At 39.8% G+C, this 23,433-nt stretch carries 23 protein-coding genes and 2 tRNA genes; 7 read left to right on the top strand and 18 right to left on the bottom strand.

The genetic code is table 11. The features are described from left to right. Nucleotides 1-122: 122 nt before the first annotated feature. Together ACE1CC_RS29625 and ACE1CC_RS29620 are read left to right on the top strand one after the other, a co-directional pair. Complete coding sequence (locus ACE1CC_RS29625) at nucleotides 123-1,310, top strand: type IV secretory system conjugative DNA transfer family protein (RefSeq protein ID WP_413274026.1); 1,188 nt, start codon at nucleotides 123-125, stop codon at nucleotides 1,308-1,310. Continuing rightward, a complete protein-coding gene (locus ACE1CC_RS29620) occupies nucleotides 1,303-2,478 on the top strand; it encodes a hybrid sensor histidine kinase/response regulator (protein ID WP_413274025.1) in 1,176 nt (391 codons plus the stop codon). Before ACE1CC_RS29625 ends, ACE1CC_RS29620 begins: the two co-directional genes overlap by 8 nt. Here ACE1CC_RS29620 and ACE1CC_RS29615 read toward each other — a convergent pair. Further along, complete coding sequence (locus ACE1CC_RS29615; protein ID WP_413274024.1) at nucleotides 2,458-3,120, bottom strand: response regulator; 663 nt, start codon at nucleotides 3,118-3,120, stop codon at nucleotides 2,458-2,460. The two genes, ACE1CC_RS29620 and ACE1CC_RS29615, sit on opposite strands and share 21 nt — an antisense overlap. A gap of 152 nt (nucleotides 3,121-3,272) precedes the next feature. After that, entirely contained in the window at nucleotides 3,273-3,908 is a 636-nt protein-coding gene (locus ACE1CC_RS29610) for a hypothetical protein (protein WP_413274023.1), read from the bottom strand. Nucleotides 3,909-4,004: 96 nt separating this feature from the next. Here ACE1CC_RS29610 and ACE1CC_RS29605 point away from each other — a divergent pair, with 96 nt between their 5' ends. Genes ACE1CC_RS29605 through ACE1CC_RS29595 form a run of 3 tightly spaced genes read left to right on the top strand, consistent with a single transcriptional unit; the run spans nucleotide 4,005 to nucleotide 5,505 of the window. Further along, a complete protein-coding gene (locus tag ACE1CC_RS29605) occupies nucleotides 4,005-4,844 on the top strand; it encodes a beta/alpha barrel domain-containing protein (protein WP_413274022.1) in 840 nt (279 codons plus the stop codon). Between the two features lie 29 nt (nucleotides 4,845-4,873). Continuing rightward, a complete protein-coding gene (locus ACE1CC_RS29600) occupies nucleotides 4,874-5,164 on the top strand; it encodes a nucleotidyltransferase family protein (RefSeq protein WP_413274021.1) in 291 nt (96 codons plus the stop codon). Next, entirely contained in the window at nucleotides 5,161-5,505 is a 345-nt protein-coding gene (locus ACE1CC_RS29595) for a HepT-like ribonuclease domain-containing protein (RefSeq protein WP_413274020.1), read from the top strand. Before ACE1CC_RS29600 ends, ACE1CC_RS29595 begins: the two co-directional genes overlap by 4 nt. 73 nt (nucleotides 5,506-5,578) lie before the next feature. Here the strand turns inward: ACE1CC_RS29595 and ACE1CC_RS29590 are convergent, their stop codons facing one another. The 6 genes from ACE1CC_RS29590 to dnaX all read right to left on the bottom strand — a co-directional run bounded on the left by ACE1CC_RS29590 (nucleotide 5,579) and on the right by dnaX (nucleotide 13,014). Then, on the bottom strand, nucleotides 5,579-8,203 hold the full coding sequence (locus ACE1CC_RS29590; RefSeq protein ID WP_413274019.1) for a DEAD/DEAH box helicase: 2,625 nt from the start codon (nucleotides 8,201-8,203) through the stop codon (nucleotides 5,579-5,581). Between the two features lie 140 nt (nucleotides 8,204-8,343). Beyond that, nucleotides 8,344-9,861 (bottom strand): slipin family protein, encoded by a 1,518-nt coding sequence (locus tag ACE1CC_RS29585; protein WP_413274018.1) that lies wholly within the window; start codon nucleotides 9,859-9,861, stop codon nucleotides 8,344-8,346. Between the two features lie 379 nt (nucleotides 9,862-10,240). Then, a tRNA-Phe gene (locus tag ACE1CC_RS29580) sits at nucleotides 10,241-10,317 on the bottom strand. Beyond that, nucleotides 10,317-10,389 (bottom strand) — tRNA-Ala (locus ACE1CC_RS29575). Before ACE1CC_RS29575 ends, ACE1CC_RS29580 begins: the two co-directional genes overlap by 1 nt. Nucleotides 10,390-10,675: 286 nt before the next feature. Then, the gene (gene holA / locus ACE1CC_RS29570; protein ID WP_413274017.1) at nucleotides 10,676-11,629 is read right to left on the bottom strand and encodes a DNA polymerase III subunit delta; all 954 of its coding nucleotides are present in this window, start codon (nucleotides 11,627-11,629) and stop codon (nucleotides 10,676-10,678) included. After that, a complete protein-coding gene (gene dnaX / locus ACE1CC_RS29565; protein ID WP_413274016.1) occupies nucleotides 11,626-13,014 on the bottom strand; it encodes a DNA polymerase III subunit gamma/tau in 1,389 nt (462 codons plus the stop codon). Before dnaX ends, holA begins: the two co-directional genes overlap by 4 nt. Nucleotides 13,015-13,069: 55 nt before the next feature. On the opposite strand from dnaX, the gene ACE1CC_RS29560 reads away from it, so the two are divergent. Beyond that, nucleotides 13,070-14,008: an RpnC/YadD family protein gene (locus ACE1CC_RS29560; protein WP_413274015.1), complete on the top strand. Its 939-nt coding sequence runs from the start codon at nucleotides 13,070-13,072 to the stop codon at nucleotides 14,006-14,008. Nucleotides 14,009-14,061: 53 nt separating this feature from the next. Here ACE1CC_RS29560 and dnaN read toward each other — a convergent pair whose 3' ends face one another. The 10 genes from dnaN to ACE1CC_RS29510 all read right to left on the bottom strand — a co-directional run bounded on the left by dnaN (nucleotide 14,062) and on the right by ACE1CC_RS29510 (nucleotide 22,798). Further along, complete coding sequence (gene dnaN, locus ACE1CC_RS29555) at nucleotides 14,062-15,507, bottom strand: DNA polymerase III subunit beta (RefSeq protein WP_413274014.1); 1,446 nt, start codon at nucleotides 15,505-15,507, stop codon at nucleotides 14,062-14,064. 245 nt (nucleotides 15,508-15,752) lie between these two features. After that, a complete protein-coding gene (locus ACE1CC_RS29550; RefSeq protein WP_413274013.1) occupies nucleotides 15,753-16,448 on the bottom strand; it encodes a hypothetical protein in 696 nt (231 codons plus the stop codon). Between the two features lie 72 nt (nucleotides 16,449-16,520). Further along, complete coding sequence (locus ACE1CC_RS29545) at nucleotides 16,521-17,174, bottom strand: AAA family ATPase (RefSeq protein WP_413274012.1); 654 nt, start codon at nucleotides 17,172-17,174, stop codon at nucleotides 16,521-16,523. 53 nt (nucleotides 17,175-17,227) lie between these two features. Beyond that, nucleotides 17,228-18,001 carry a peroxiredoxin-like family protein gene (locus ACE1CC_RS29540; RefSeq protein ID WP_413274011.1) on the bottom strand — a complete coding sequence of 258 codons (774 nt, stop codon included), beginning with the start codon at nucleotides 17,999-18,001 and terminating at the stop codon, nucleotides 17,228-17,230. An 8-nt stretch (nucleotides 18,002-18,009) separates the two neighbouring features. After that, entirely contained in the window at nucleotides 18,010-18,702 is a 693-nt protein-coding gene (locus ACE1CC_RS29535; protein ID WP_413274010.1) for a DNA-binding response regulator, read from the bottom strand. Between the two features lie 91 nt (nucleotides 18,703-18,793). Continuing rightward, nucleotides 18,794-20,044 (bottom strand): hypothetical protein, encoded by a 1,251-nt coding sequence (locus ACE1CC_RS29530; protein WP_413274009.1) that lies wholly within the window; start codon nucleotides 20,042-20,044, stop codon nucleotides 18,794-18,796. 6 nt (nucleotides 20,045-20,050) lie between these two features. Then, the gene (locus ACE1CC_RS29525; protein ID WP_413274008.1) at nucleotides 20,051-20,884 is read right to left on the bottom strand and encodes a ThiF family adenylyltransferase; all 834 of its coding nucleotides are present in this window, start codon (nucleotides 20,882-20,884) and stop codon (nucleotides 20,051-20,053) included. Nucleotides 20,885-21,030: 146 nt separating this feature from the next. After that, nucleotides 21,031-21,636, bottom strand: coding sequence for a hypothetical protein (locus tag ACE1CC_RS29520; protein ID WP_413274007.1), 606 nt, complete (start codon nucleotides 21,634-21,636; stop codon nucleotides 21,031-21,033). Further along, nucleotides 21,633-22,319 carry a hypothetical protein gene (locus tag ACE1CC_RS29515; RefSeq protein ID WP_413274006.1) on the bottom strand — a complete coding sequence of 229 codons (687 nt, stop codon included), beginning with the start codon at nucleotides 22,317-22,319 and terminating at the stop codon, nucleotides 21,633-21,635. The genes ACE1CC_RS29520 and ACE1CC_RS29515 overlap by 4 nt, the downstream gene beginning before the upstream one ends. Further along, nucleotides 22,316-22,798 (bottom strand): hypothetical protein, encoded by a 483-nt coding sequence (locus ACE1CC_RS29510; RefSeq protein WP_413274005.1) that lies wholly within the window; start codon nucleotides 22,796-22,798, stop codon nucleotides 22,316-22,318. Before ACE1CC_RS29510 ends, ACE1CC_RS29515 begins: the two co-directional genes overlap by 4 nt. Before the next feature lie 216 nt (nucleotides 22,799-23,014). Here ACE1CC_RS29510 and ACE1CC_RS29505 point away from each other — a divergent pair, with 216 nt between their 5' ends. Then, the gene (locus ACE1CC_RS29505) at nucleotides 23,015-23,422 is read left to right on the top strand and encodes a hypothetical protein (RefSeq protein ID WP_413274004.1); all 408 of its coding nucleotides are present in this window, start codon (nucleotides 23,015-23,017) and stop codon (nucleotides 23,420-23,422) included. Nucleotides 23,423-23,433: the final 11 nt, after the last annotated feature.

The following is a 23,433-nucleotide window of genomic DNA, read 5'->3' as shown; positions in this document are numbered from 1 at the left end:
TTCGGTGTAAAATAATGGTAATAAATTCATTATTTTCGTTAATTAGGTCTTCTTGAGAATAGCAGACCTCTTTTTTTTTGACAACAATCGGTAAACCCCGCACGCAGTAAGGGGTTTACCGATTGTTGTCACCCCGTCAGGAATTAATGGCAAAGGGACTGGTACAGCTAGCTAAAGGTAGCCCCTACCCAGATTTAGCAATGGTCTATGCCTTTATTCAACTACCAGATTTAGTCAAACGCATTCATCATGCGGTTCATCGTCCTGAAGGTCATCCCCTGAAAATGGATCGATGGATTGCTGCTAGTTTCTCTCAACTTTTAAGTTCCAAAGATGCTGAAAAAACTGTAGCAGGTATTAAAGCTACCGCCGAAGCAACTTATTCGGCTTTCATTCAAAAAGATTTACTAAGAGCATTTATCGGTCAGAGTACTATTCCGATTGTTTTATCAGGGAAAAAGTGCATCATTTTCAAATTAGATGACCAAAGACGTGCCGTAGTTGGCCCACTTTTAGCTGCTGCCATCCACTTATGCGTTGTCAGTAATCTATCTAAACCAAGAAAAGACCCCTTCGTGTACTGTTTGGATGAATTTCCCTCGCTCAAATTCGAGCGCATGGATCAGTGGGCGAACGAATATCGCAGTGCTGGCGGTGTCCCGATTGTCGGTATTCAAAGCTTGAACCAATTGTATAACCTTTATGGGGATAAAAAGGGAGCAGCGATCGCTAGTGCTTTATCGACTCATGTGCTGTTCAATCCGGGCGATTACGACACGGCAGAGAAATATTCTAAACGCTATGGAGAAGTGGAAGTGCTGGTGAAAAATCGCTCTACGGGTAGTTCGATGGGTCAACATACTAGTCGTTCTGTCAATTGGAACGAACAATTGCAAAAGAAACCGTTGATTAGTGCTGATGAAATTCTGCGATTTCCGCAAGGTAAGTGCGTAATTACCTCTCCTGCTTATAGTTCTGGCACAGAAGCTCTGTTTCCTTATCCCTTGAAGGTTCCAGTTAAGCCAAGCGACCGCAAACGCGCTCAAGAATCAGAAGTACTCTGGGATAGTCAAATTCGACCCCAGCTAGAGAAACGAGCAATTGGGCAATCAGTTGACCCGAAAACTAAGCAGGTACTCAATATTGATGATGAACTAGATCGTCGAATTCGCGCTGCCGAACAATTATTACCCCATCCTCATGACCCTAGCGACCCAGTAACTACGGCTGATGTCCAATCGAACCAAACTGTCGGCAAGATTCGGGAACTCCTAAAAAACAAAGCAATTAGCGGTGTACGTCATGACTGAACATTTGGTTCCACCTGATATTTTGATAGTTGATGACATTCCTGATAACATTCGGTTGTTGTCATCCATGCTAGTTGAACATGGTTATCGGGTACGAAAAGTGGTAAACGGGGAAAGAGCATTAAAAGCGATCGCTTTACAACTGCCCGACCTAATTTTACTGGATATCCGAATGCCAGATCTCGATGGTTATCAAGTATGCGCCCGACTCAAAGCATCTGATATAACCAAAAAAATACCGATTATTTTTATTAGTGCTGCCGACGATGTATTTGATAAAGTGAAAGGGTTTGAAGTCGGGGGTGCTGACTACATTACTAAACCGTTTGAATCGATTGAAGTAGTAGCACGAGTCGAACAGCAATTAGCGATGCGTCGCTGTCAACAGAAACTATTTGCCAAGAATCAACAACTCGCTACACAGAATATTCAACTACAGCAGGAAATTAAACAGCGACAGCAGACAGAACGGCGTTTGAAAGTTTTTGTTCATGCTGTTTCCCACGATTTACGAAATCCCGTCACCGGAATTTCTTTGTTACTGCAAAGTTATCTAAATAACACTACGGCAAATGTTGTATTCGACAGGCAGATTGTCGAAACAATGTTGGATAGTTGCACTCGGCAACTTCAACTGATTGATTCTTTAGTGGAAACGCAGCTATTAGAAACGTCGCGCTATCCGTTGAACTTACAACCGATATCGCTGCACGCTTTGACCAGTCGTATCCTGAAAAACTGGGAACCGATGTTAACCAAGTCTCAGGTTGTTGTTGCTTATCGGATTGCTGCTGATTTACCTTTGATAAATGCTGATGCCGAGCAACTTTGGCGAGTGTTTGAAAATTTGATTGGTAATGCAGTCAAATACAATCCATCCGGTTTTATGTTGACATTGGATGCCCTGGTAGATGCTAGTAAAAAAATGCTGCGTGTAACTGTTGCAGATAATGGTGTGGGCATTCCAAAAACAGAATGTGCTTCTTTATTCGATTTGTATGTGCGGGGAACTAACTCTGTACGTCGTCCGGGAACGGGTTTGGGACTCTATATTTGTCGGCAAATTGTGGAAGCGCACGGCGGTCAAATTGGTGTAGTCAGCGATTTAGGTCAAGGAGCGAGTTTTTGGTTTACGCTACCTTTAGTACTAAACCAATCCCAAGCGTAAAGCTTTGACTGCGGCTTGGGTGCGATCGCTTGCCTTGAGTTTATGAATAATTTGCTGAACGTGACCTTTAATCGTGTTCGCACTAATCCTCAATTCTAGACCAATTTCCGTGTTGCTTTTCCCCTCAACCAGTCGTTGTAAAACTTGCATTTCTCTGGGGGTCAATTTCACTTCTTCTAATTCTTCACCGTCGGGTAATGGTTGTCTGAGGTTTTGCAGCAAGCACTCAGCAATTTTCGCATCTAGATAAAAGTTTCCTTCGGCTACTGCGGTAATTGCTGCTTCTAGTTGAGGAATACTAACACCTTTAACGCAGTATCCATTAGCCCCACTGGTTAAGGCTGCCATCACTTTGGTTCGATTGGTGTAGTGCGTGAAAATGATTACTTGGGTGTTAGGTAGTATCTCTTTGATTCGTTGCGTCAGTGTAATACCATCCATTCCTGGCAATTCGATATCTACTAAAGCAATGTCTGGTTTGAGTTCGACGGCGGCACTCATTGCTTGTAGACCATCCTGGGCTTGTCCTACAACTTGAAAAGCAGGTTGAGCAGAAAGTGCGTGCCGCAGCCCTACCTGCAACATCGGGTTATCTTCCACAATCAAAATTGTTTTTGGTTTTATGTCAATCTTGGTAGACATTTTTATCTCTTCTCCAAAGAATTGTTTAACGAACTAACTTTTCCGGCAACGTTGGCAAATTCTATCGAGCGCTCGGTAGAAGAAAGAGTTCTATTCTTAGCACAATCTTTCAGGAAACAGCATTAAATTTTAATCATTTCTTTCTTATTAGTTCATATTGGTATTTCCTCAATTTGATCTAGGCTTTTTGCTAGGGCGAGTGCTGCATCTGTATTTTTTTTATTGGTAGTAATAGATGGGTTCATTCTCTTCACTAACCAATTGCGGGTGAGCTTATGTTGTTTGCTATCCCAGTTAAATACTACTTTTTGAGCAGTTTTTGTTGGATGGAGTGCTAAAACAATCAGTTGCATTTCATTAGGATTAACTTGAAAATGTTCGGTTGCCACCCATAACTTAATTCGGTCTGAATAACTTAGGCTAGGATGACGAATTCCCCATTCAAATAGTCGCTTTCTTCCTTTGATAATCCCTAGATTTGTCTGCACTTCTATGAGTGGAAAAGATGAAGTATTGTTGGCATTCTCCGATTTCCACTCTAGTCTAGCCGTAATTGTCAGGTCAACAAAAAGCTTTTTGTGAGGAACAAATAGACTAGGTGCTAGTTGTTTTAACGATGTAATCCATTGTTGAAATTGAGGATAGTTGTCAAGGATTGGTTCTACTGGCAATTCCATTAATATTTGTTTGACAAGTAACTGGAATTGTTGTTGAATGTGGCTAGGAACTGAAGAGGTTGATTTATTACTTATAATTGGTTTAAAGTCCGATAAAGTTAGCAGTTTCATAGTTTCAGAATGAGTACTAATTCTGAAAATTAAGTGGCGGTTGCGCCACTGAAACACCTAAGTTTTTGTTGAGCGAGGACTGGCGCGAGGTGCAATATGGCGGGAGAAGTTGGAAATAAAGTCATCATTTTTGACACTACTCTGCGCGATGGAGAATTAATGCCGGGGGTGCAAATTAATGTAGAACAAAAGCTTGAATTGGCTCAGTTTTTAGAATTCATGAAGGTTGACGTAATTGAGGTGGGATATCCGGCAGCTAAAGAGAAAGATTTCGCTGCAGTCTTCCAAGTGGCTCAACTTGTAAAAGATTCGATTGTTTGTGCTTTAGCTAGCGATAAAGTTGAAGAAATTATGGTGGCAGCCCAGGCAATTAAACCTGCGGCTCAAGGTAGAATTCATCTTTACACTTCTGTAAATTTAAAAGATCGATCGATCCACAGTCAAGCAGAAACGCTAGCCCGAATTCGAGAAAGCGTGGCTACAGCAAAAAACTATTGTGCAGATGTAGAATGGTCAGCATTTGATGCCACTCGCTGTGAACCAGATTTCTTATGTCAGGCGGTGGAAACAGCTTGTGCTAGTGGAGCAACTACCATCAGTATTCCTGATAGTCTGGGAACAGCTTCCCCGGAATCATTTAGTCAACTAATTCAAATGCTACAACAACGGGTGAGGGAGATTGATTGTATTAAGCTGTCGGTTCATTGTCATGATGATTTAGGTTTGGCTGTCGAAAATTCAATAGCTGCTCTTCATAGTGGCGCAAGACAAATCGAATGTTCTATTAATGGGTTGGGAGCGAGGAAAGGAAATGCTGATTTAGCAGCAGTGGTGAGAGAAATCGCTCGGATGCCTGACTACTATACAAATGTGAATTTAAATCAATTAGATTCAGCTTCCGAATTAGTTAAACAAATCGTAGAACAAATTCCTTAAACTAAATATAGAAGCGGGAGGCTAGAACTATGAATATTGATGAGTTACTCAAACAAAAACGAGAAGAAATTCTCTCTCTTGCTGCACAACATGGCGCATCAAATGTGCGGATATTTGGTTCTGTAGCGCGAGGTGTTGCCAAACCGGATAGTGATGTGGATTTCTTAGTAGAAATGGAGACAGGGCGAAGTCTTTTAGATCGGGTAGCACTTATACAAGATTTAGAAGACCTTTTGGGCAAAAAAGTTGATGTAGCAAATGTCAAAGGTCTGCGAGATGTGTGGCGCGAGCGCATTTTGAATGAGGCAGTTCCATTGTGACAAACGAGCGGGTTTTTTTAGAAGATATTATCGAACGAATTGAGCGGATTGAATCTTACACGCTAGGTGGTAAAGAGGTGTTTTTGGAATCTGTTTTGATTCAAGATGCAGTGATTCGTAATTTTGAAGTTATCGGAGAAGCGGTTAAGCAGCTTTCTGTGGAATTAAGGCAGAATCATCCAGAAGTTCCTTGGCGAAGAATTGCCGGATTTCGAGATGTCCTAATTCACAATTATTTGGGTATAGATTTAGATGAAGTTTGGAATGTAGTTGAACTAAATTTGCCAGAACTCAAGGAGAGAATTTTACTAATTTTACAGGAACTAACCAATGAAACCTGAAGAACTTACCGCCGCATTAAATTTTTTGGAGAAGCGCATTTAATATGCACTTCTCCAAGTTCACCTAATCGAATTATGCTTCAGTTAATGAAAGCGCATCACATAAAAGCAGCCCCATTTCTTTGAGTAACCCTTTATTACCATCAGGACAACCAGGTTGAATCAAACATTTAGGACAACCGGATTCGCATTCACAATTTCGAGCTAATTCCCCTGCTACTTTAGCAAGTTTTGGCAACTGCTTAAAAATTGCCTCCGCACTACCAGAACCGCCTTCAACTTGGTCATAAAATAAGCCAACATAATCTGCAATTCCTCTTTTTTCTACCCGAAAACTCACATCATTCATCCCAGACAATACCACCAATGGCAAAGCTGCTAAAATCTGATGCCCAAAACTATGGATTACCAAAAACTGCGCTGGATATTCCCATAGTTGTTGATAATTTGTCGGAATTGGTTGCTTGGTTTGTAACAGTTGAGTGCGAGTCCGAACTACAATTTCTTGCCAGTATCGATTAACTGATTCGCTAACACTAATCTGGACAACAGGAGTACTAAACTCGATAGCATAAGGTTGCTCAAACTCAACTTCATTAAGTACCGTTGTTAACTCCGCTTTCCGCAATCGTTTACCACAAGCTGGACAATGAATATGATTGTTCAATCCCTCCTTATAATTTACGCACTTTTTCTGCAAACAAGTTAACTTATATGACCTAGTTAGTAATTGATACCCAGTTACTTGTTGACTAATTTCACCCCAACCTAAACTCAATTGTATTGATAGCGGAACTTGAGTAGAACCATTACTTTCTTCTGTTGTAACGAGCAAAGGAACAATTTTAGGCGTACTCAATTCTTGATGGATACAGGTATCAACACGATTGACAGCAATCGTAAACAACTGAGTTTCTGTAATTAACTGCAATAGGGCTTTTCCCATTTCCAATTCCAAAGTTTCCGAACGATAAGTTACTAATTGTCCATCCAAATTCTGCGTTCGGTAAATTGCACCAGGAAACACTTCATGGATAGCAATTTCGGCACTTAAACTTTCAACTTCTTCTCCAAATTCCGCATCTATCAATTGAACTGTGTTGCTATTTATTCCACCTCTAAAGTTAACATCTTTATGAGGAAATCCTTTAGCCCATAATAGACCGCGACTTTTGTGTATGACTCCCTGTTCCATCAAAGCTGTGGCAATAGTCAGCGCTAATTTACCAAAATAGTACTTGAGTTTAGTAACAGGAATTCCCGTTTCTACTGCGGCACACATCAAATGTTTGGCTAAGTCTATCGGGTAATTGGTACTAAAGCTAACTTGTTCTGACGGAGCTCCTAATAACAACTGAGGATGCGTAGCAAAATAATTATCCAACGGTAATTGAGCAATCGGAATAAAAACAGCTAAACCAGCTTTTACTCTCCCTGCTCTTCCTAATCTTTGTCGAAATGCTTGCAAACTACCAGGCCAACCTCTAATAATTACATAATCCAGTTGTGGTAGGTCAATTCCAGCTTCTAACGAACTGGTACTGATAATACATCGAATTTGACCTAGTTCTAATTGTTGAATTATTTCGGCACGACGCTGGCTAGTTAAACTGCTATAGAATATAGCTACTTGTTTTTCAATGCTGCTATAGCCTTGTTGAATCGCTTCCTGTCGTAAAGTTGACCACAAATTCTTGATAGCTTGTCTGCCATTACAAAAACAAATTCCGCTTTGTCCAGACTGCAATAAAAACAAGATGATTCTCGCTGCATCTGGATTAGCATTATGGCTAGATTTAGTGACAATTAACTGTCGAGAAGGTGTAGCTGCTCCACTAGAATTAATCCAAACCAATCTATCTGGTTTAGTTGAATTACGTTGACGATTTCTACTAGATAATCTCCTAGCTAATTCTACTGGATTACCGATTGTAGCACTCAAAAAGATGAATTGTAGTTGATTAGAATTACCACCATTACTATCAACTGCCAACTTTAAGCGACGAATTAAAGCTGCCATATTTGCTCCATAAACACCATTAAAAGTGTGCGCTTCATCAATTAGGACGTAACGCAATTTGCTCAAAAATTGCTGCCAAGGTTGACTCCAATGAACTCCTCTAAGTGCAAAGTGAATTAATTCTGGCGTAGCTCCAATAATTTGAGGATTAGTTGCTAACAATCTTTCTCTTTCCTCTTTGTTAGTATCTCCGGTTAGCATCGCTAATCGAGGTTGTGTAGACTGGGGAATAGATTTGATTAAGTTAGCAACCTTTTGACCTTGTTCTGATGTTAAGGCTCTTAATCCATAAAAAGCTAAGGCGGTATAATCATGCTGCATTACTCCTTCTAAAATCGGAATATATGCACTCAAAGATTTGCCAGAACTGGTTGTAGTTGATAAGATGATATCTCGACCTTGACGCACTGCTTTGAGAGCTTTGATTTGATGAGAATAAAGCTGTTTTATGCCTTGCTGTTGTAAAGCTTGTTTCAGTTCTTTTGGTAAATCAGATGGCAGGTTTTTATTGAGTGGGTTGGTTGCAGGTGTTGTTTCATGCCAAATGATCTCTTCTCCTAGTAATTCTAGGAGATTGTTAGCCTCAACCAATTGGTTTTCTGTTACTGATTGATGGCGAGAGATAGGAGAGAATTCCTGCTCAAATTGAGCCAGTAATTTCAGATAATCTGGTTGCATTTGTAGACTACAATTACTTCTATTTACCGCCACCGATAGGGGCGGCTAAAAATAAAAATTAAGCAGTACAAATGGCAGCAATGTGTATGCGATCGCTCGATTAAATTTCCTCCGAAATATTGAGCAATCGCACTATTATTTTATTCCCGGTTGAGCCGAATTAAGTCGGTCAAAATGCTATCCAAGCTACCGTTAACTTGAATGCGATCGATCTTCTCAGCAATTCTTTCTAACACTTCTAACTCTTTCAAACGTAAAGCCACCGGATTATCTTCCATCACTTTCGCCGTATTCAACATACTGCGAGTAGCAGCAGTTTCTTCCCGACGACGTACTACGTTAGCTTGAGCAGATTTCTCTGCCTCTACCACCTTACTCAAAATTGTCTTAATCTCGCCAGGTAAAATAATATCTTTGACCCCAACGGAATTAATTTCAATTCCATAGTCGGCAGTTTTTTGCTCGATATATTCAGCTACACTTTTATCGACTGCTCCTTTATTTTCTAGTAAAGCATCTAGAGTACGTTCGCCCACTGCTCCCCGCAAACCAAATTGTAGTTCCTTGTATAAGAAACCAGCAATATCGGATAAGCCGTTTTTGGCTTTTAATGGATCTAGAATGCGAAACCCAGCAGTTAAATTCAACCGCAAAGGTACTTTATCTTTAGAGAGAATATCTTGACCGGATACTTCGATCGTTTGCAATCTCAAATCAATAGCTTCCGTCTGCCAAGAACGTCCAAATATCCACCAAGCGTGTATTCCTGGCTGAAGTTGGGTTTGAAACTCTTGATTGATGTAAAGTAATCCAACGTGCTGTGCTGGCACTTCTTGAATATGCAAAAAATTGCGAACTCTCTCTGACGCATTCAAGACTAATTCTGCTACTAAATTAGTTGGTAATTTAGCATCATTGCTGATATCAATTACCTCTACTTCCACACCTCGCCAAAATAGTTTCCGAATAGTGGGTGGGAGAATAGAAATAACTTTACCTTGATAGCGAACAATGGCTACCTGATGATTTTGTAATTGCACCGTTTCGCAGTAAGCTGCTACGAAATCAGGATGTTGCTCGATCAATACATCTGGCAAGGGAAAGTCTGGATTGGGTATAATTCGACTGAGATTGTGAACTAAAACAACTCGCTCGACATTCCAAAAAGCATACTCACCTGGTTCGAGCGATCGCACGAAGTTTTTCTGCACGTAAAGTAAACCAATTTCCGACTCGGAAATTAAGAACTTCTGGATTCCATCCAAGGCAATCTTACGTATTTGTTCTCTAAACTCGGCTGGTAATTCCAAACTTTCATTCAAATTGAAAATATGAGACTCGACTTCAATAAAACCGCGCCAAAAAGCTCGCAATCGATTGGGTAAAACACTAACCCAATTTTGTCCTACTCGTACTAAAGCGGCTTGATTGAATGCAGTTCTTACTACTAATAAGTATGGTTCTAACTCCGCACTACGATCTCGCAGTAATAGCTCCAAGTTCTCAATCTTTACCTCTGGTTGATTGAGATCGTAGGTTTTGACTTGCCAGTGCCAACCAAAATAAGTGTAAGTCCCCGGCTGCAAAATTTTTTGGAAATCACTACGGTGATACAAAATTCCAATTTCGTTAGGTTTAATATAAAATGTTTTCCACATAGAAAATTGCTCAGACGACTTAGGTTTTTACTATTAACTTTATGCTACATAGATACTACACAGATTGTCAAATCTGCAAATGTAGGTGTTTGCAGTTCGGTTGCGGGCGAGTTGCTTCTTCTCGGACTGGATTAAGATGATTGCTACTTCGTGAGTAGAGTACTCAGAAAAAGATCGCAATCCTCAGATATGCCGTTCAGTTTGTTGTATCTAGGAAAACTGGATAAAGACAATGAAGGACATACTCAAGTTAGAGAGAAAACAATTGCACTGGCTTCTTTACTGTTACTATCCCTAGTACACACCTACATTGCAGAGTTTGTTAGAGAGTTGAGGTAAGCTACTTCCAAAAAGTAGTGTCTTTTGACCCGGACAGGGTTGGTTGAAAGTACAGGATTTGAACCTGCGACAAATCGAATTTTCAGTCGATCGCTCTACCCATTGAGCTAACTTCCTGGTGTTTGATGTAGGGATTGAACCTACGTCCTACCGATGCGTTCGGATGCTCTACCACTGAGCTAATCAAACTGCTGAGTAGTCACGCATTTCTGTGCGGTATACGCGCAATCCAGCGGTTGGCGCACCAGTTGGGCAAAAAGAACCCAAACCATAGCCAGTTCATGTATTACTACTTGCCCCATTATTGTAGCATGACTATGTAGTATGAGTAAATCTTGGGTGCGGGGAGTAGGGGTTAGGGGTTGGGTGTTAGGGAAGAGTCTTTTTCCCCATCCCCTACCACCTGAGCCCTATCACCTAAAGATTCCCTAACACCTACCCCCTACCCCCTAACCCCTACCTTTTCGCTTTTCGTCTACTGAGTATGCGAGGGTACCTGTACAATTCTCAACAATGCTGGCAGTATGGAATCAGCCTTTTCTCCACTTTTTAGTTCAACTTCCAACTCAAATAGCATCGAAAGTACTTTTGACAAGTAATTTGTCGAAACCTCATTTATCTCTTGCCGTAAGAAATACATTCGTTTGGGATTGCCTAAGCCGCACAAAGTAGCAATTTCTGAGTCAGAGCGTTTAGCTACTAATGCTGCTTTTACCCACAACCAAGTCTTAAACTGAGTAATGAGAGTAGCCACAATTACTAAAGGAAATTCAGCACGAGATAGTAATTCGCGTACTATTTGAACAATGACAACAATTTCACGTTTTAGTAATGCTTGAGCTAATTGTAAACTGTTACTTGTAGTGATGGGAATTAACGCAATAGCCTGCTCTTTGGTAATTTTTGCACCTGCGGCATAGACAGCTAACTTTGACAATTCTTTCACCATTCTGGTAGTATCATTACCAATAGCTTGAGCTAAATAGTTTACAGCATCACGAGCAATAGTTAACTGCATTTGTTTAGCAGTATTGCCGAGCGCTTGTTCGATTAAGTCAGTACGCCAAGGTGGAATCAAAGCCAACTCTTTGAGCTTACCTAACGATAACAAATGTTTAGTTACCTTCAGTCGCTTATCAATCGAATTAGCCGTAAACACCAAATGGGTAGTTTTTGGTAACATGGATAAAGGTTGCAACATCTCTAATCCAGTTTCACCAAACTGTTTGAAATCACAATTTTCTACAATAATTAGTTTGCCACCTTCACCAAAAGGAATTGAAAAAGCACTCATCATGGCAGCACTTAATTGTTCGGCACTAAATTGATGCACGTTAAAGTCTCGCCACCGGGGATGAGTTTGTGCTTTTAATGTTGCTAATTCTTGCTTAATCGCTTCAGTATCGTTGCCAACTAATAGCGTTATCATGCTGACAGTTCCTTCCTTTGTTCAATCGCAATCGTAACCGAATAACCCAATACTCTGCTAACAATTCGTTCTACCAATGCAACGTTGTTTTGAAACCTTTTTACATCAGATGTGGGAACTGCTAATACACAGTTACTTTCATTTAAACTGATTAATGTGGCACGAGAAAGTAAGCTGCGATTAGCGGGTTTTGTAGCTTCAACAACCTTCATCCAAACAGAACTTAATTTCTCAGCTTTGCCATTTCCATTTCGATTATGCTGTTCTTGACTTTCTGGTAGTTCTCGTAATGGTTGGCGTTGGTTGTTGTGAATTAAATTGAGCAAGCATACTTCTAACCAAGTAGCACCATTAGTTGTTACTCTCAACTGACTTTCTGATTTTTGTAACTGCATCAAAGCTGCATCTATGCTAGGAAAATCTAGCCTGTTAGCAACTTGTCGCAATTGCGAATAATTCAAAGTTCCGACGACTACATTCTCACTTTTGGGCACGCTTTTAACAATCAGTAAATCGCGGTAAACTGCCAACAGGCTACTCAAAATCAATTTCGGTGTTTTACCGCTATCAATTAGAGTTCTTGCTGATTGTAATACTGTCAGTACATCACCCGCACAGATAGCTTTGACAATCGTAGCTAAATCGTGAGAACGAATCCCACCTGACACTTCTACTACACGCTCTGGTGTAATTTGTTCTCCCATCAGCGATAATTGAGAAAGCAATTGCAAAGCATCTCTTAAGCCACCCTCTGAATGTCGTGCAATTAGCTTATTTGCTTCCTCTGTAATGGCGATCGATTCTTGAACAGCTACTCGTGACAATTGTGCGACAATTGCCTCCATAGACAGTGCTTTAAAGTTAAACGTTTGACAGCGCGAACTAATAGTTGGTAATACCTTATGTGCTTCAGTCGTACAGAGAATAAATACCACATGAGATGGTGGTTCTTCGATACATTTTAGCAGGGCATTTTGAGCACTACTACTAAGTTGATGACATTCATCTAAAACGAATATCCGATACCGACTCATTGCTGGTGCAAAATTGCTGCGTTCGATTAATTCTCTAGCATCTTCTACCCCATTATGACTAGCTGCATCAATTTCACTTACATCCAAACTATTGCCTGCATCAATTGCTTTACATGATGCACATTTCTGGCAAGGATTTGCTGTCGTCACTGACGAATTAAGACAATTTAACGATTTGGCTAGAATGCGTGCTGTGGAAGTTTTACCTGTTCCTCTTGGCCCAGTAAACAAATAAGCTGGGGCAATTTTAGCCGAAGTTACTGCATTTGTTAGGGCGATTTTGATGGGTTCTTGACCTACTAAACTTGCTAGGTTTTTTGGTCGATATTTGAGTGATAATGGTTGGTGCATTAGTTCAGTTTTTCACAAAAGTTCCCAGAGAATCCCCGCTAGGGGAAGGAGAAATATGTCTAAACAACGGGATGATTATGATAATCCTTGGAAAGAAGCTATCGCTGTTTACTTTAAATCTTTTATTGCTTTCTTTTTCCCGGATATCTACGAACAAATAGACTGGAAAATCCCATACGAATTTCTGGATAACGAACTCAGACAAGTGATGCGGGATGACGAATTAGGACAAAGAGAAGCTGATAAATTAGTTAAAGTTTGGTTAACTAACGGTCAGGAAACTTGGGTATTGATTCATTTAGAAGTGCAGAGTCAATACCAATCAACTTTTGCGGAAAGAATGTATGTTTATAACAGCCGCATTTTCGGTATTTACCGGAAAAAAGTGGCGAGTTTAGCAATTTTAGCCGACTCAGAAAAGTCTTGGCGACCCCAAGAGTACAGTTATGAAATCTGGGGAACTAGGGTTTTATTGCGGTTTTCGATGGTCAAGTTGCTAGACTATCAACAGGATTGGCAAACTTTAGAAGCAAGTATAAACCCTTTCGCTCCTCTCGTTATGGCGCATCTAAAAACACAGGCGACAGGTGGAAAACCTCAAGAACGGTTAGAGTGGAAATTGAGCATTGTTAAGAGTTTATTTGAACGAGGTTATAATCGGACTGAAATCCGTGAATTATTTCGATTAATCGACTGGATGATGAAATTGCCAGGAGATTTGGAAAGTGGGTTTAGTCAAGAAATCAAACGTTTTGAGGAGGAAAATCAAATGCGTTACGATACTACTTTTGAACGTTTAGCTCGTCGAGAGGATATTATCGAAATTTTAGAAATCCGGTTCACAGAACTGCCAAGTGAGTTGGTAAAAGCTATTAATCTGGTACAAGATTCTGAGTTACTCAGGATGTTGCATAGGCAAGCTGTTACTATTGAATCATTGTCTGATTTTCAGCAACTTGTATCTCAGTCTCAATCAGAAGAAAATAATAATTGATTTAAGAGGAAAAAGGGAGTAGGAAAAGTCAAAAATCCTTCCCCCTTTTTCACTTACTCTTGGGGTGCTATTGCATATTCGGATTCGATTGCAGCTTCTCCTGAAATTGGCGTACCAAAAGGTACAATCAACACTGGTGCCAAGGGTGAAGCTAACAGCATTCGCAAATCTGACGTTGTAACTGCTTTCATTGTATCGATTAAATAACGAATATCTAACTTTACTCGCAAGTTATCACCATCAATCTTAGCAGCAATTATTTCCTGACCGGAACTAACTGCATTAGTAATTGAAGCTCGAATTTGTTGTTGTTCGGAATCAAATTCTAACCCTACCGTAACATGGGATTTATCGCTGTGAGTTGCTAATCTTTCCAATGCTTTAACTAACGCTAATCGCTCCACTATTATTTGGTACTTCAACTCACTTCTGTAAGGGTCAACAATTTGGTTACATGGTGGGTAATTTCCTTCTAACAACTGGGTTGTCATTTGCCAATTCTGACAACGAAAAGCTACATACTTTGCTACCTGCTCTGCCGAACCATCGTAGTAAATAGAAACGCGCTCTGTCGGGTTTAAATTGCGTTCTAGTAGCTTCAACACTTTAGCAGGTACAGTAAATTCTACTGCTTCCTCCAGCCAATGATTAGCTTCGTTGTTGCTCTCACTTAATCCCAAAATCATGGCAATTCGATGTCCATCTGTTGTCCAAATTCTTAAGCAATTAATCCCACGTTCTGCATCATAACTAAGTTTAAAGTTAACACCTGTTATAATTCGTTTCGCTTCATTCAAACTGACAGCAAACAAGCTACCTTTAAGTACCCCTATTAGCGTGCTAGCTGGGAGAGAAAATAACTTGTGGTTTACTGGAGGAATTGTGGGAAATTCGCTGGCGATTAATCCTCGAATAACGTGCTGACTCCTTGGCATTGATAAGGTAGCAGTTATGGATGGTGATGTGTTTGCAGCTTTGTTACCTTTGGGTATAGTAACTTCACTGTTTATTGTCAGCCGACCTTGAGGAAATTTTCCTAATATATCAGCTAGTATGGTAACAGGTAATGTCAGAGAACCTGGTTGATTAACTGTGGCATCAAAGCTAACTTGCATTCCAAATTCTAGGTTATATGCAGTCAATTGTAACTTTTGGGAATTCGGCTCGGCTTCAATCAGAATGTTGCACAATATCGGATGGTTATTATTGTTAGGAACTATCGCTTTTAGTACCTGTACGTAATCGTTGAATTCTCTAGAATTGCAAATCGCTTCTACTGGTGTTGGTATTGGTAAAGCCGATATTTCAGAGGTTTGTTCGGTTTGGGATGAAATAGTTTCTGAGGGTTCATTCGCTACTTCTTTAGTTGGTGTAGGTAAGTTAGTTTTTGAAATTTTTTGCCGTTTTTTAGCACTATCTACATTTGACTTTTCTGCGGAAGTTACACTAGAGTCAGATGTTTTGGCTTTAACTGATTTTTTCAGTCCAATTCTTGTCATAATTCTAGCAATTTAATGGTTCGACTTATCGCTGCGGTAGCAGTACTCATTATTAGTAAATAGGGAATATAGCCAGTCTAAATCAATTGTAAAAATTTCTTCTTCTCTCTTCTTTCTTCGTGTCCTTCGTGTCTAAGTGCTACGCACCGCTACGCGAACGTGGTTCAAAAAAAGTCTTGTTCACAAATCATTTAGACTGCTATAGAGAGTAGCGAATCAAAGTTATCTACTCCCTACTTCCCTAGTTAAAAAAGCGTCATTTGTCGGGGGAATAGTCGCTCAATTTTGTGAGGTTGAGGAGCGACAAACAATAGTCTTTTTTTACATCTGGAGCCAGACACATACCACAAACGATGATACTCCTTTAATTTCTGTTTTTTGCTCTCATCATCTCCTACCAATAAGCGAGTGAAAAGGTCATCCCCATCTATTCCTACTTCATCAAAAGTACTTCCTTGCGAATTATGTACTGTCAAAGAAAAACAATTATCGACTTCCGCAAACAAATCATCTTTGAACCAATAGTATTTACGCCACAAGAAACCATTTCGTTTAGCACTTTTTAGCTTTTGTTCTAGTTCTGCTTCGTAGCGGTTGGATTCGGATTCATGCTGCACAAAAATCTGCCGCATTATTCCCTCATCGGTAACAATTTTTAGCAGCCATACTCGATAGCCATAATGTTGACTGATTTCTACTTCTTTTACGGTAAATTCAGTCGAAGTTGGCAAAATTACTGTCTTGCCATCTGGTGCTATTACTGGTTTTTTAGTAATTAGTCGTTCGCTGGGAACGAATGGTGGTGCAGTCGAACCGTAAACTTGTTCTCGAATTATCTGATTGTAGTAATCTACTCTTTTGTTTGTCCAGCAGAGAATTCTAAAACAATCGGGATGAAGAGCAAATTTTCGCTTGATTGTTTTGATGGCATAGTCTAACATTGTTTCGCTGGTTACTTTAAAAGCACCATTCGATTTGTCTCCTTTTTTGTATTGGGAATGAGGCAGGAAAATTTAAGTTTTAGCTTGATTTTTTACAAAGGAGCGACAGTTAGTAATAAAGTCCAGTACTGGGCTTTCTCCTGGTTGTCTAACTACTTCTGTCAGGATAGCTCGATTGATTACATTAAAACTAGGACTGTGTTTTTCTCCAATGGGATTTAATTGGGCTGGATCTCCCATCAAAATTAGTTTTTTCCGGTTGAACAGTGTTTGCTTGAATCCTTTTTCTATCCATTTCCACAGTTCTATTCCTACCATCGAACATTCATCAAGAATGATGATATCGTATAGGTATAGGGTACTGGAGTTGGTTTGCTCTAGCACTTTATCTTGTTCTTTTCTGACCATTCCTAACCCTAACAGTTGGTGGATTGTCAAAAAGTCTACTCCGATAATTTGGTGCTGTGTTGCCATCTTTTTGAGGATATTAACTGCTTTGTTGGTGGGCGCACTCAAAGCAATTCTTTTGCCTTGTTGTAGCAGTTCTTTGATGAATTGAATAATGATTGTCGATTTTCCGGTTCCGGCATATCCACATAACAGAAATATTGTGTTTCGGCTAATCAGAAATTCTTTTAGTTGTTGGATAGCTTTTGATTGTTGGGGAGTAAAAGTAAACTGGTGTGATTCGCTGGTTTGGGTTAGGTTGAGTAAATTTTGGCTCATTGATTTCACTCAATTACTATTTCTTCAACCTTTGACTTAAGCGCTAGCTTACTTTAGTTGGTTTTCTTAAGAAAAGATAGCGGATTACTCATATCAGCAGCAAAGCCAAGTATGGCACAGTCGCGATGTTCATAAAGTAATTCCCCCTGCTGATTAAACAAGAAAGTCGCACCGCGTTGGGTAAGATAAGCAGGGTTAGGAACGTAAGTTTTCCAATTTGTTAGCACTTCTGCCATATTTCGCAGTCGTAAAGTTGCTAACTCAAATGGACGCTGAAAACCTTTACCACCTGCCAATTTGAAGAATGAGCCTTTGATTGGAGGCAGGGGGGCAGCCCGTACAATTTCTTCGTCGCCAATTAACTGAGGTGCTTTTGCGTCGCCTTTGTATCCGCGAAACACTTCTGCCAAAGTCCCTGGACTACCAATTCCAGCACACATTAGCATTAGGTTGAGCCAAGCATTCGCACCAGGCGATAAACCTGGTAGTTTGAGGGATAAACCTGAATATAGGTTGAGTGTTTGGTGCAGTTGAGCAGTAGGGTCTACAAATAAACAGTCTGCCGGAAATCCAGTGTAACTACAGAATTTTTGACCGGAAGTGCAATTACCAATTCCTACTGCTCGAATTGCAATCCCTTGTGCTTGTAGCTGTTGGGCTTCTCGTTGCAACCACCAAGCATACTCCAAGCTGTCGAAATCTCCCAATTGTGGCAATATTAGCACCATTTTTCGAGATGAAGACTCGCAACCACTCAAGATTGAAACAACTTCTCCATCACTTACCCGTTGACGTTCAGTTTGGCTCAAAATGTTATATGTACTCATTAGCTCATTCAAACCTCAAAACCACCGAAATAATCAAAATTTCCCACTCCCACAGTCTTTTCCAGAGTACTAATAACTCGTTGGAAATTATCGTAAGGGCCGCTAATATAAAATGGTCTACCAGCCCGACCAAATTTTAGTTGACTTTCCCCATTCCACTCACCCAGATGTGTTCGTGATTGTTCAAAATCTCGATGAGGGCTAAATCCCAACGATTTGGCATAATCAATTGCACCAAAAACTATTGCTTGTGCTTGTTCTAAAGTAATCTCTTGGTATCCTTGGGGAAAGTTCATATATGAATTTTGCACGAATTCTAGATACTTATTACTGTTAAAGTCTCTAGGTCCGATTGTATCTTTTAGACCCAAACACCAGTAATCTAGCAAATAAGTACAAACGCTATAGCGGTTGTATCCAGTAGTTCTGGCTACTAAAACTAACCCTAAACCTCCGATTTCATTCTGAAGAGAATCACTATCTTCAAACAGTAATCTTTTAGCACATCTGGTATCAGCTAGACATTTATCTATGGGTGGTAATTCACCAGTTTGAGCTTTCGCTCTTGCAGTTTGTTCGGCTTGTTCTTTGATAAATGCAGTTACTTCTGATGCTTTCAAACCTAATTTACGGGCAATTTGTTTGGGGGTGACGTTTAAAGCACGTAACTTGAGGATTTCTTGCTGTTCTTCTGGGTTCATTCTTGCTGGAAACTCATGCTAGTTAACTCTTACTAAGTTTTACCACTAATGAGTCTCTTGAGCTAGTATAATGCTCTGTTTTTCCTTCCGTTCATCGTGGCATTTCTTCCAAGTTGATTTCTGCTAATCTTTGCAAAGTTAACAATCGTTTAGCTACAGTTTTTTGACGAAACTTTTCTACAACGCATTCATAACGCTTATCTGTGTGTTTAAATTCAACACTAAAACATTCTTGCCAATGGCTGAGGTATCCCACTTGCTTTTTGATTATTCGCCACCAAGCTTTTGCTAATCCTTTGGTACGAAAGCCAATCCAAGCTTTAAAATAACGACCGTCTTCGCTAATTTGATAAGCAACATTCGGCGATAATTTGATGATAGGTTTGAGGGGAGTAATCCCTAAACATTTTAGTTCAATCAAGCTATAATTCTGCACTTCTCCCTGCTCCCATTTTATTTGAAAAGGTCGTGTTAATTCAACGTTTAACCCCACAATAGTTCCCCAGATTTCTAACCCTTCTCGTTGTCTGAAAACCCGCTCACTTAGTTTAAACTTGTACAAGTCTTGTTCCTTAGCTAAACTGGCTATTTGTTCCGCCCACACTGCTGACCAAACTTCGTTTAGTTCCTCAGTATCATAATTCTGACCTGCTAATTTCAAAACCAAGTTCTGAAATAATTGTTGTTTCTTCATTGCTGTTAAACATGACAAATTATCGTTAACAGCTTTAGCCATTCCTAAATGCAATTTAACTTGATTTTTTAGGGCTATTAAAGATAAATTGCTAGGTACTTGAACCGAGATGGCAATATCTACAATACAAGCAAATAGCTTTCCCGGAAACAGTTCTTTAGTCAAGCGATATCGCTCTTCAAGAGAGCGGATAACCAAATGATGTTCGCTAACTTCTTCAACTAAGAAAGTATTCGCTTGATGGAACTTGACAAATTTAGTATTCGCTAGTTGAATAGTTATATTAGCTGGTAGTTCTACAATTGTTTTTAGTGGAACTAATTGAGGAATGATTGAAATTCCCAAAAACCGAATTTCGTCCAGCGTGTAAGCAAATACATCAGGTTCAGAATTATTATTTCCATCCCAAGTAATTGTTATCGGTCGGTCTGTTTCATTTAGCGCAGTTACTACTCCATAACATTGCCCTTGGGTTACAATATCCCCTAATTGAAATTGATGCAATTTAGGTAATTTTGGTTGGGAAATAGATGCTCCAAAAACTGCTATTACCTCTCTTACTTCTAAAGCTGAATTTTCTGACTCTAGAAGTTTGAGTAACTGATTTGGATTCCCGATAGAAGTGTCGAGGTGGAAAAGTTGGCTCATGTTGTGTTAGGTTGTATATTGGGTTATATTTTCAGAACAAATGTAGCGCGATCGCATTGAACCAATATCACTATTAAAGTAAGTAGCAAACCGTCTCAATTCTGCTGTTAATAGAAGAGATTTTACGTACTCTGTGGCTATGGTAGCTACTTGTTGATTTACAAATAATGCTTGTTGGTTAAGCAATGCAATTTCTGCACAAGAAAGCGAGGTATTATTCAGTTCTTCAGGTAGCGGTTCTAGTAATTCAGGATGCTGCAAAGTAGGGGAAGGTAAGTTAATACAAAAGTTGGGTTTTTCTGGGTTGTCGAAAGCATTTTCTAGTTGGAATTGATTGGTAGAACCAAGTAACACTTGTCCCGAATTTGAATTGGCATGATTCCCACAATCCAAATACCAAATATTCGGTTCTTTATTTTGATTCAATTCCAGACATTGACTGATTTGGTAACGGGCTGCTGCATTATCCACACAACCAATAATTATTGTTAAACCCGTCCACCAATTATCTAATAAATCTTGATGAAAAGGTTCGGGAATAGCAGTTAAATTGCTGCCTAATGCTAGGTTGTATCTAGTAGCTAAAATTAAGGCTTTATTACTGCTAATTTCACTTTCAATAAAGTTCTGTCTGGGAATGTTTTTAGCCTCAATAATATCTGGGTCTACCAAAGTACAAGTAATCTTTTTGTTGCTACTTTTTTCCATGAGTTTGCTTAATCGAGCTAGGTTAGGAACCAGCCATCCTCCTGTTCCTCCTGTGCCAACAATCCAAATATTAATTTGATGACTATGACGAGTTAAAATTGGGACGGAATTACTGTAAGTTAGGTCTATCATACATTTAATGATTAACTAAAATTTTCAAAGACAGCGCAATAAATTACTTGCTTAGTCAGTAAAAGAATCAGTAGGTTTTAGCCATACTGATTCTTGTGGTGGTAAGGAAAAATAATTATCGCAGAAAATCAGCTACAATTAATACTTTAAGTTGGCACTTTTTCCGCTAGCATCTCTGGTAGTTCAAATACCCAACGTGCCGGAATTGAGTAAAAGTGAGAATAAATGCCAATTCTAGTATTAATTTCCGGTTGGCTTCTCAGCTTACCTAGAATCGCAAAAATTCTAAATCCAGTTTCTTCTCGATTATCTGCTTCCGAAAATTCACTACTCATGTTGGCATGAGAATGCACTTCAATCAATGCTGTTTCATAAGATGAATCAACCGAACTGATTAAAGGTGTAACGCTAGTTGGTGTAGCAATTTGGGCGGGAACTTCTAAATGCCAACCTCCAGTTTTAAAGAATAGGTGAAAAAGTATTTCATTTTCGCCTGCTGACTCACTAAGTAACCACATCAATTTGGTTATTTCCAACGGTACGCGAGGGTATTCCATCTGGAAATATGGTTCTAATACTGCCAAGGAAGCAATGCGACAATTGGCGATGGGGAAACAAGCTTTTATTCCTTGTCGCTGTGCTCGAACAAATACACCATTTCTGGATAACCAATATTCGAGTGCGCTAGCAGTTATTGGTGGTAAACTTGCATCAAAAGCCGTTTTGTACTCTATAAATTGAGGAATTTTCATCTAGTAATGCCTTGGCAAATAACGTCGAGGGATTTGTTAAAAATCACTAAGTCTTTGCTGGGATAAATTCGTTTGTTTCTCACCTGCATTAGCTGCTTAAGCACGTCTTGAGGATAGCGCTTTGATTTACCTTGAATTAGATGGTTACTGAAATTGCTCTGCCAAAATATTTTCCAGGCTACTCCGATTTGGCTTGGCGAACAATCAGGTGGATGCAGTTCGCCAAAGCAAATTGCACCATCGCCATAAACGTTAGGCAGGGGTGCAGCGTACAAAGCCGCATTTGGGTCAAACTGTTTAGTTTTTGATGCCCAAATCCAGTACCTAGTCCGATATCCCACGAATATGAAGGCAGGTAGGGGAATTTGCCATTCATTGTTTTCACACAGAATTTGATACTGCTGCGGTGGATAGTACTGGACTATCCATTCCCCAGATAAACCATGTCCCCAGCGAACGGTATGATAATCAAGCCAACCCGAATCAATTACTGTATTGCTGAAAGCTCTTGCTATGGCGGCTGGCGATACAAATTTACAATGGGTTTTTTCCTGTTCTTTGTAAATCAAAACGTACTGTCCCGACAAAAATAAGAGTTGGGCTTGTACTTCACCCAACTCGGTTTGAGGAACTATCGTTTGCACCAGTTTTCCTATGTCTAGAGGTGGTAATGGTACGTTCATTTTTTAGCTTGATTCCACAGTTTCAAGGCGGCTTTTTTGTGTTCGACTTTCGCTTCAAACCAAACTGAAAATTCTGCCATTTGCTGCTGTAATTTAAGTGCTTTTTCCCATTGGCTTTTTAGGTAAATGATATTCTCTTTACTCCAAGCCAACGATTCATAACTTTCATCAGTCAGGTCTAGCCAAATGCAGTCTGAACTATGGTCGATGATGCTAATTACGTTGCTAAAGTATTGTAATGGCGGTTTTTCCGTTTGGCACAATTGTTCTAACTTTTCCCAGTCAATTTGTTCTGGTTTAGCAGTGTAAGTAGGGCTAAAACCAAAAACCGATTCCCATTTTTCTCGCTCGTATCCCCAATTTAATAAACTGATGATAAACTGTTCTACTTGACTGAGTTCCTCGAATGTTTGATTCCACCAACTAATGTTTTGCGGATAGATATAAATTTCTGTATATCTTTCCTCAATTGTTTCCAAACTGCTCCTAAAGGTAGAGTTACATCCACTCATGTTGCCCAAATTGCCAAAGAATATCAGCAAAAAGGTTCAGGTTCTAACTCTAAGAACAAGAACATCTCCAAAAAGCCACAAAGTCAAGCGGGAACTGATTCACGAAGCTGTTGGAACTGCTACCATTGCAGCCGAGAGTTCCTAGATGACCCCCATAGTTTTTACTGCTACCAGTTAGGGAAATTGAACTTTATTGAAAAGGACGGCAACGAAAGGGGAGCAGAATGTGAATTCTGGACTAATCGACAGGCAATTCCTGAGCAAGCCAAAAGAACGTTGCCATCAACAGAAACTTTTACCTTAACTTTACAGCTTCCCGCACACTTGCAATCCCTGATACAAGATGCTGCTAGAGGAGAAGGATTGGTTTTGGTGGACTGGGTAGCCAAAGTTTTAGAAGCGGCACTTAAGGCAAGGAGTTCCACTCTTGCTGAAACTACTCCTATTCCCCACAGTGCAGCTAACTCCTGCAACGATACCGTGTCAACAATTGTAGATTGGATCGATGTTTCGGTTTCAGAAGTTTCCCAAAACAACGTAACTGTTGAAACTAAAGCAGCTATTGAATTTTCTGAAGAAATAACAGCTTAGGAAGTCCGCAT

Origin of the sequence: Floridaenema aerugineum BLCC-F46 (assembly GCF_041929345.1) — a bacterium.
In the GTDB taxonomy this organism is placed as follows: Bacteria; Cyanobacteriota; Cyanobacteriia; order Cyanobacteriales; family Aerosakkonemataceae; genus Floridanema; species Floridanema aerugineum.
This window is presented reverse-complemented; position numbering and strand designations above follow the sequence as displayed.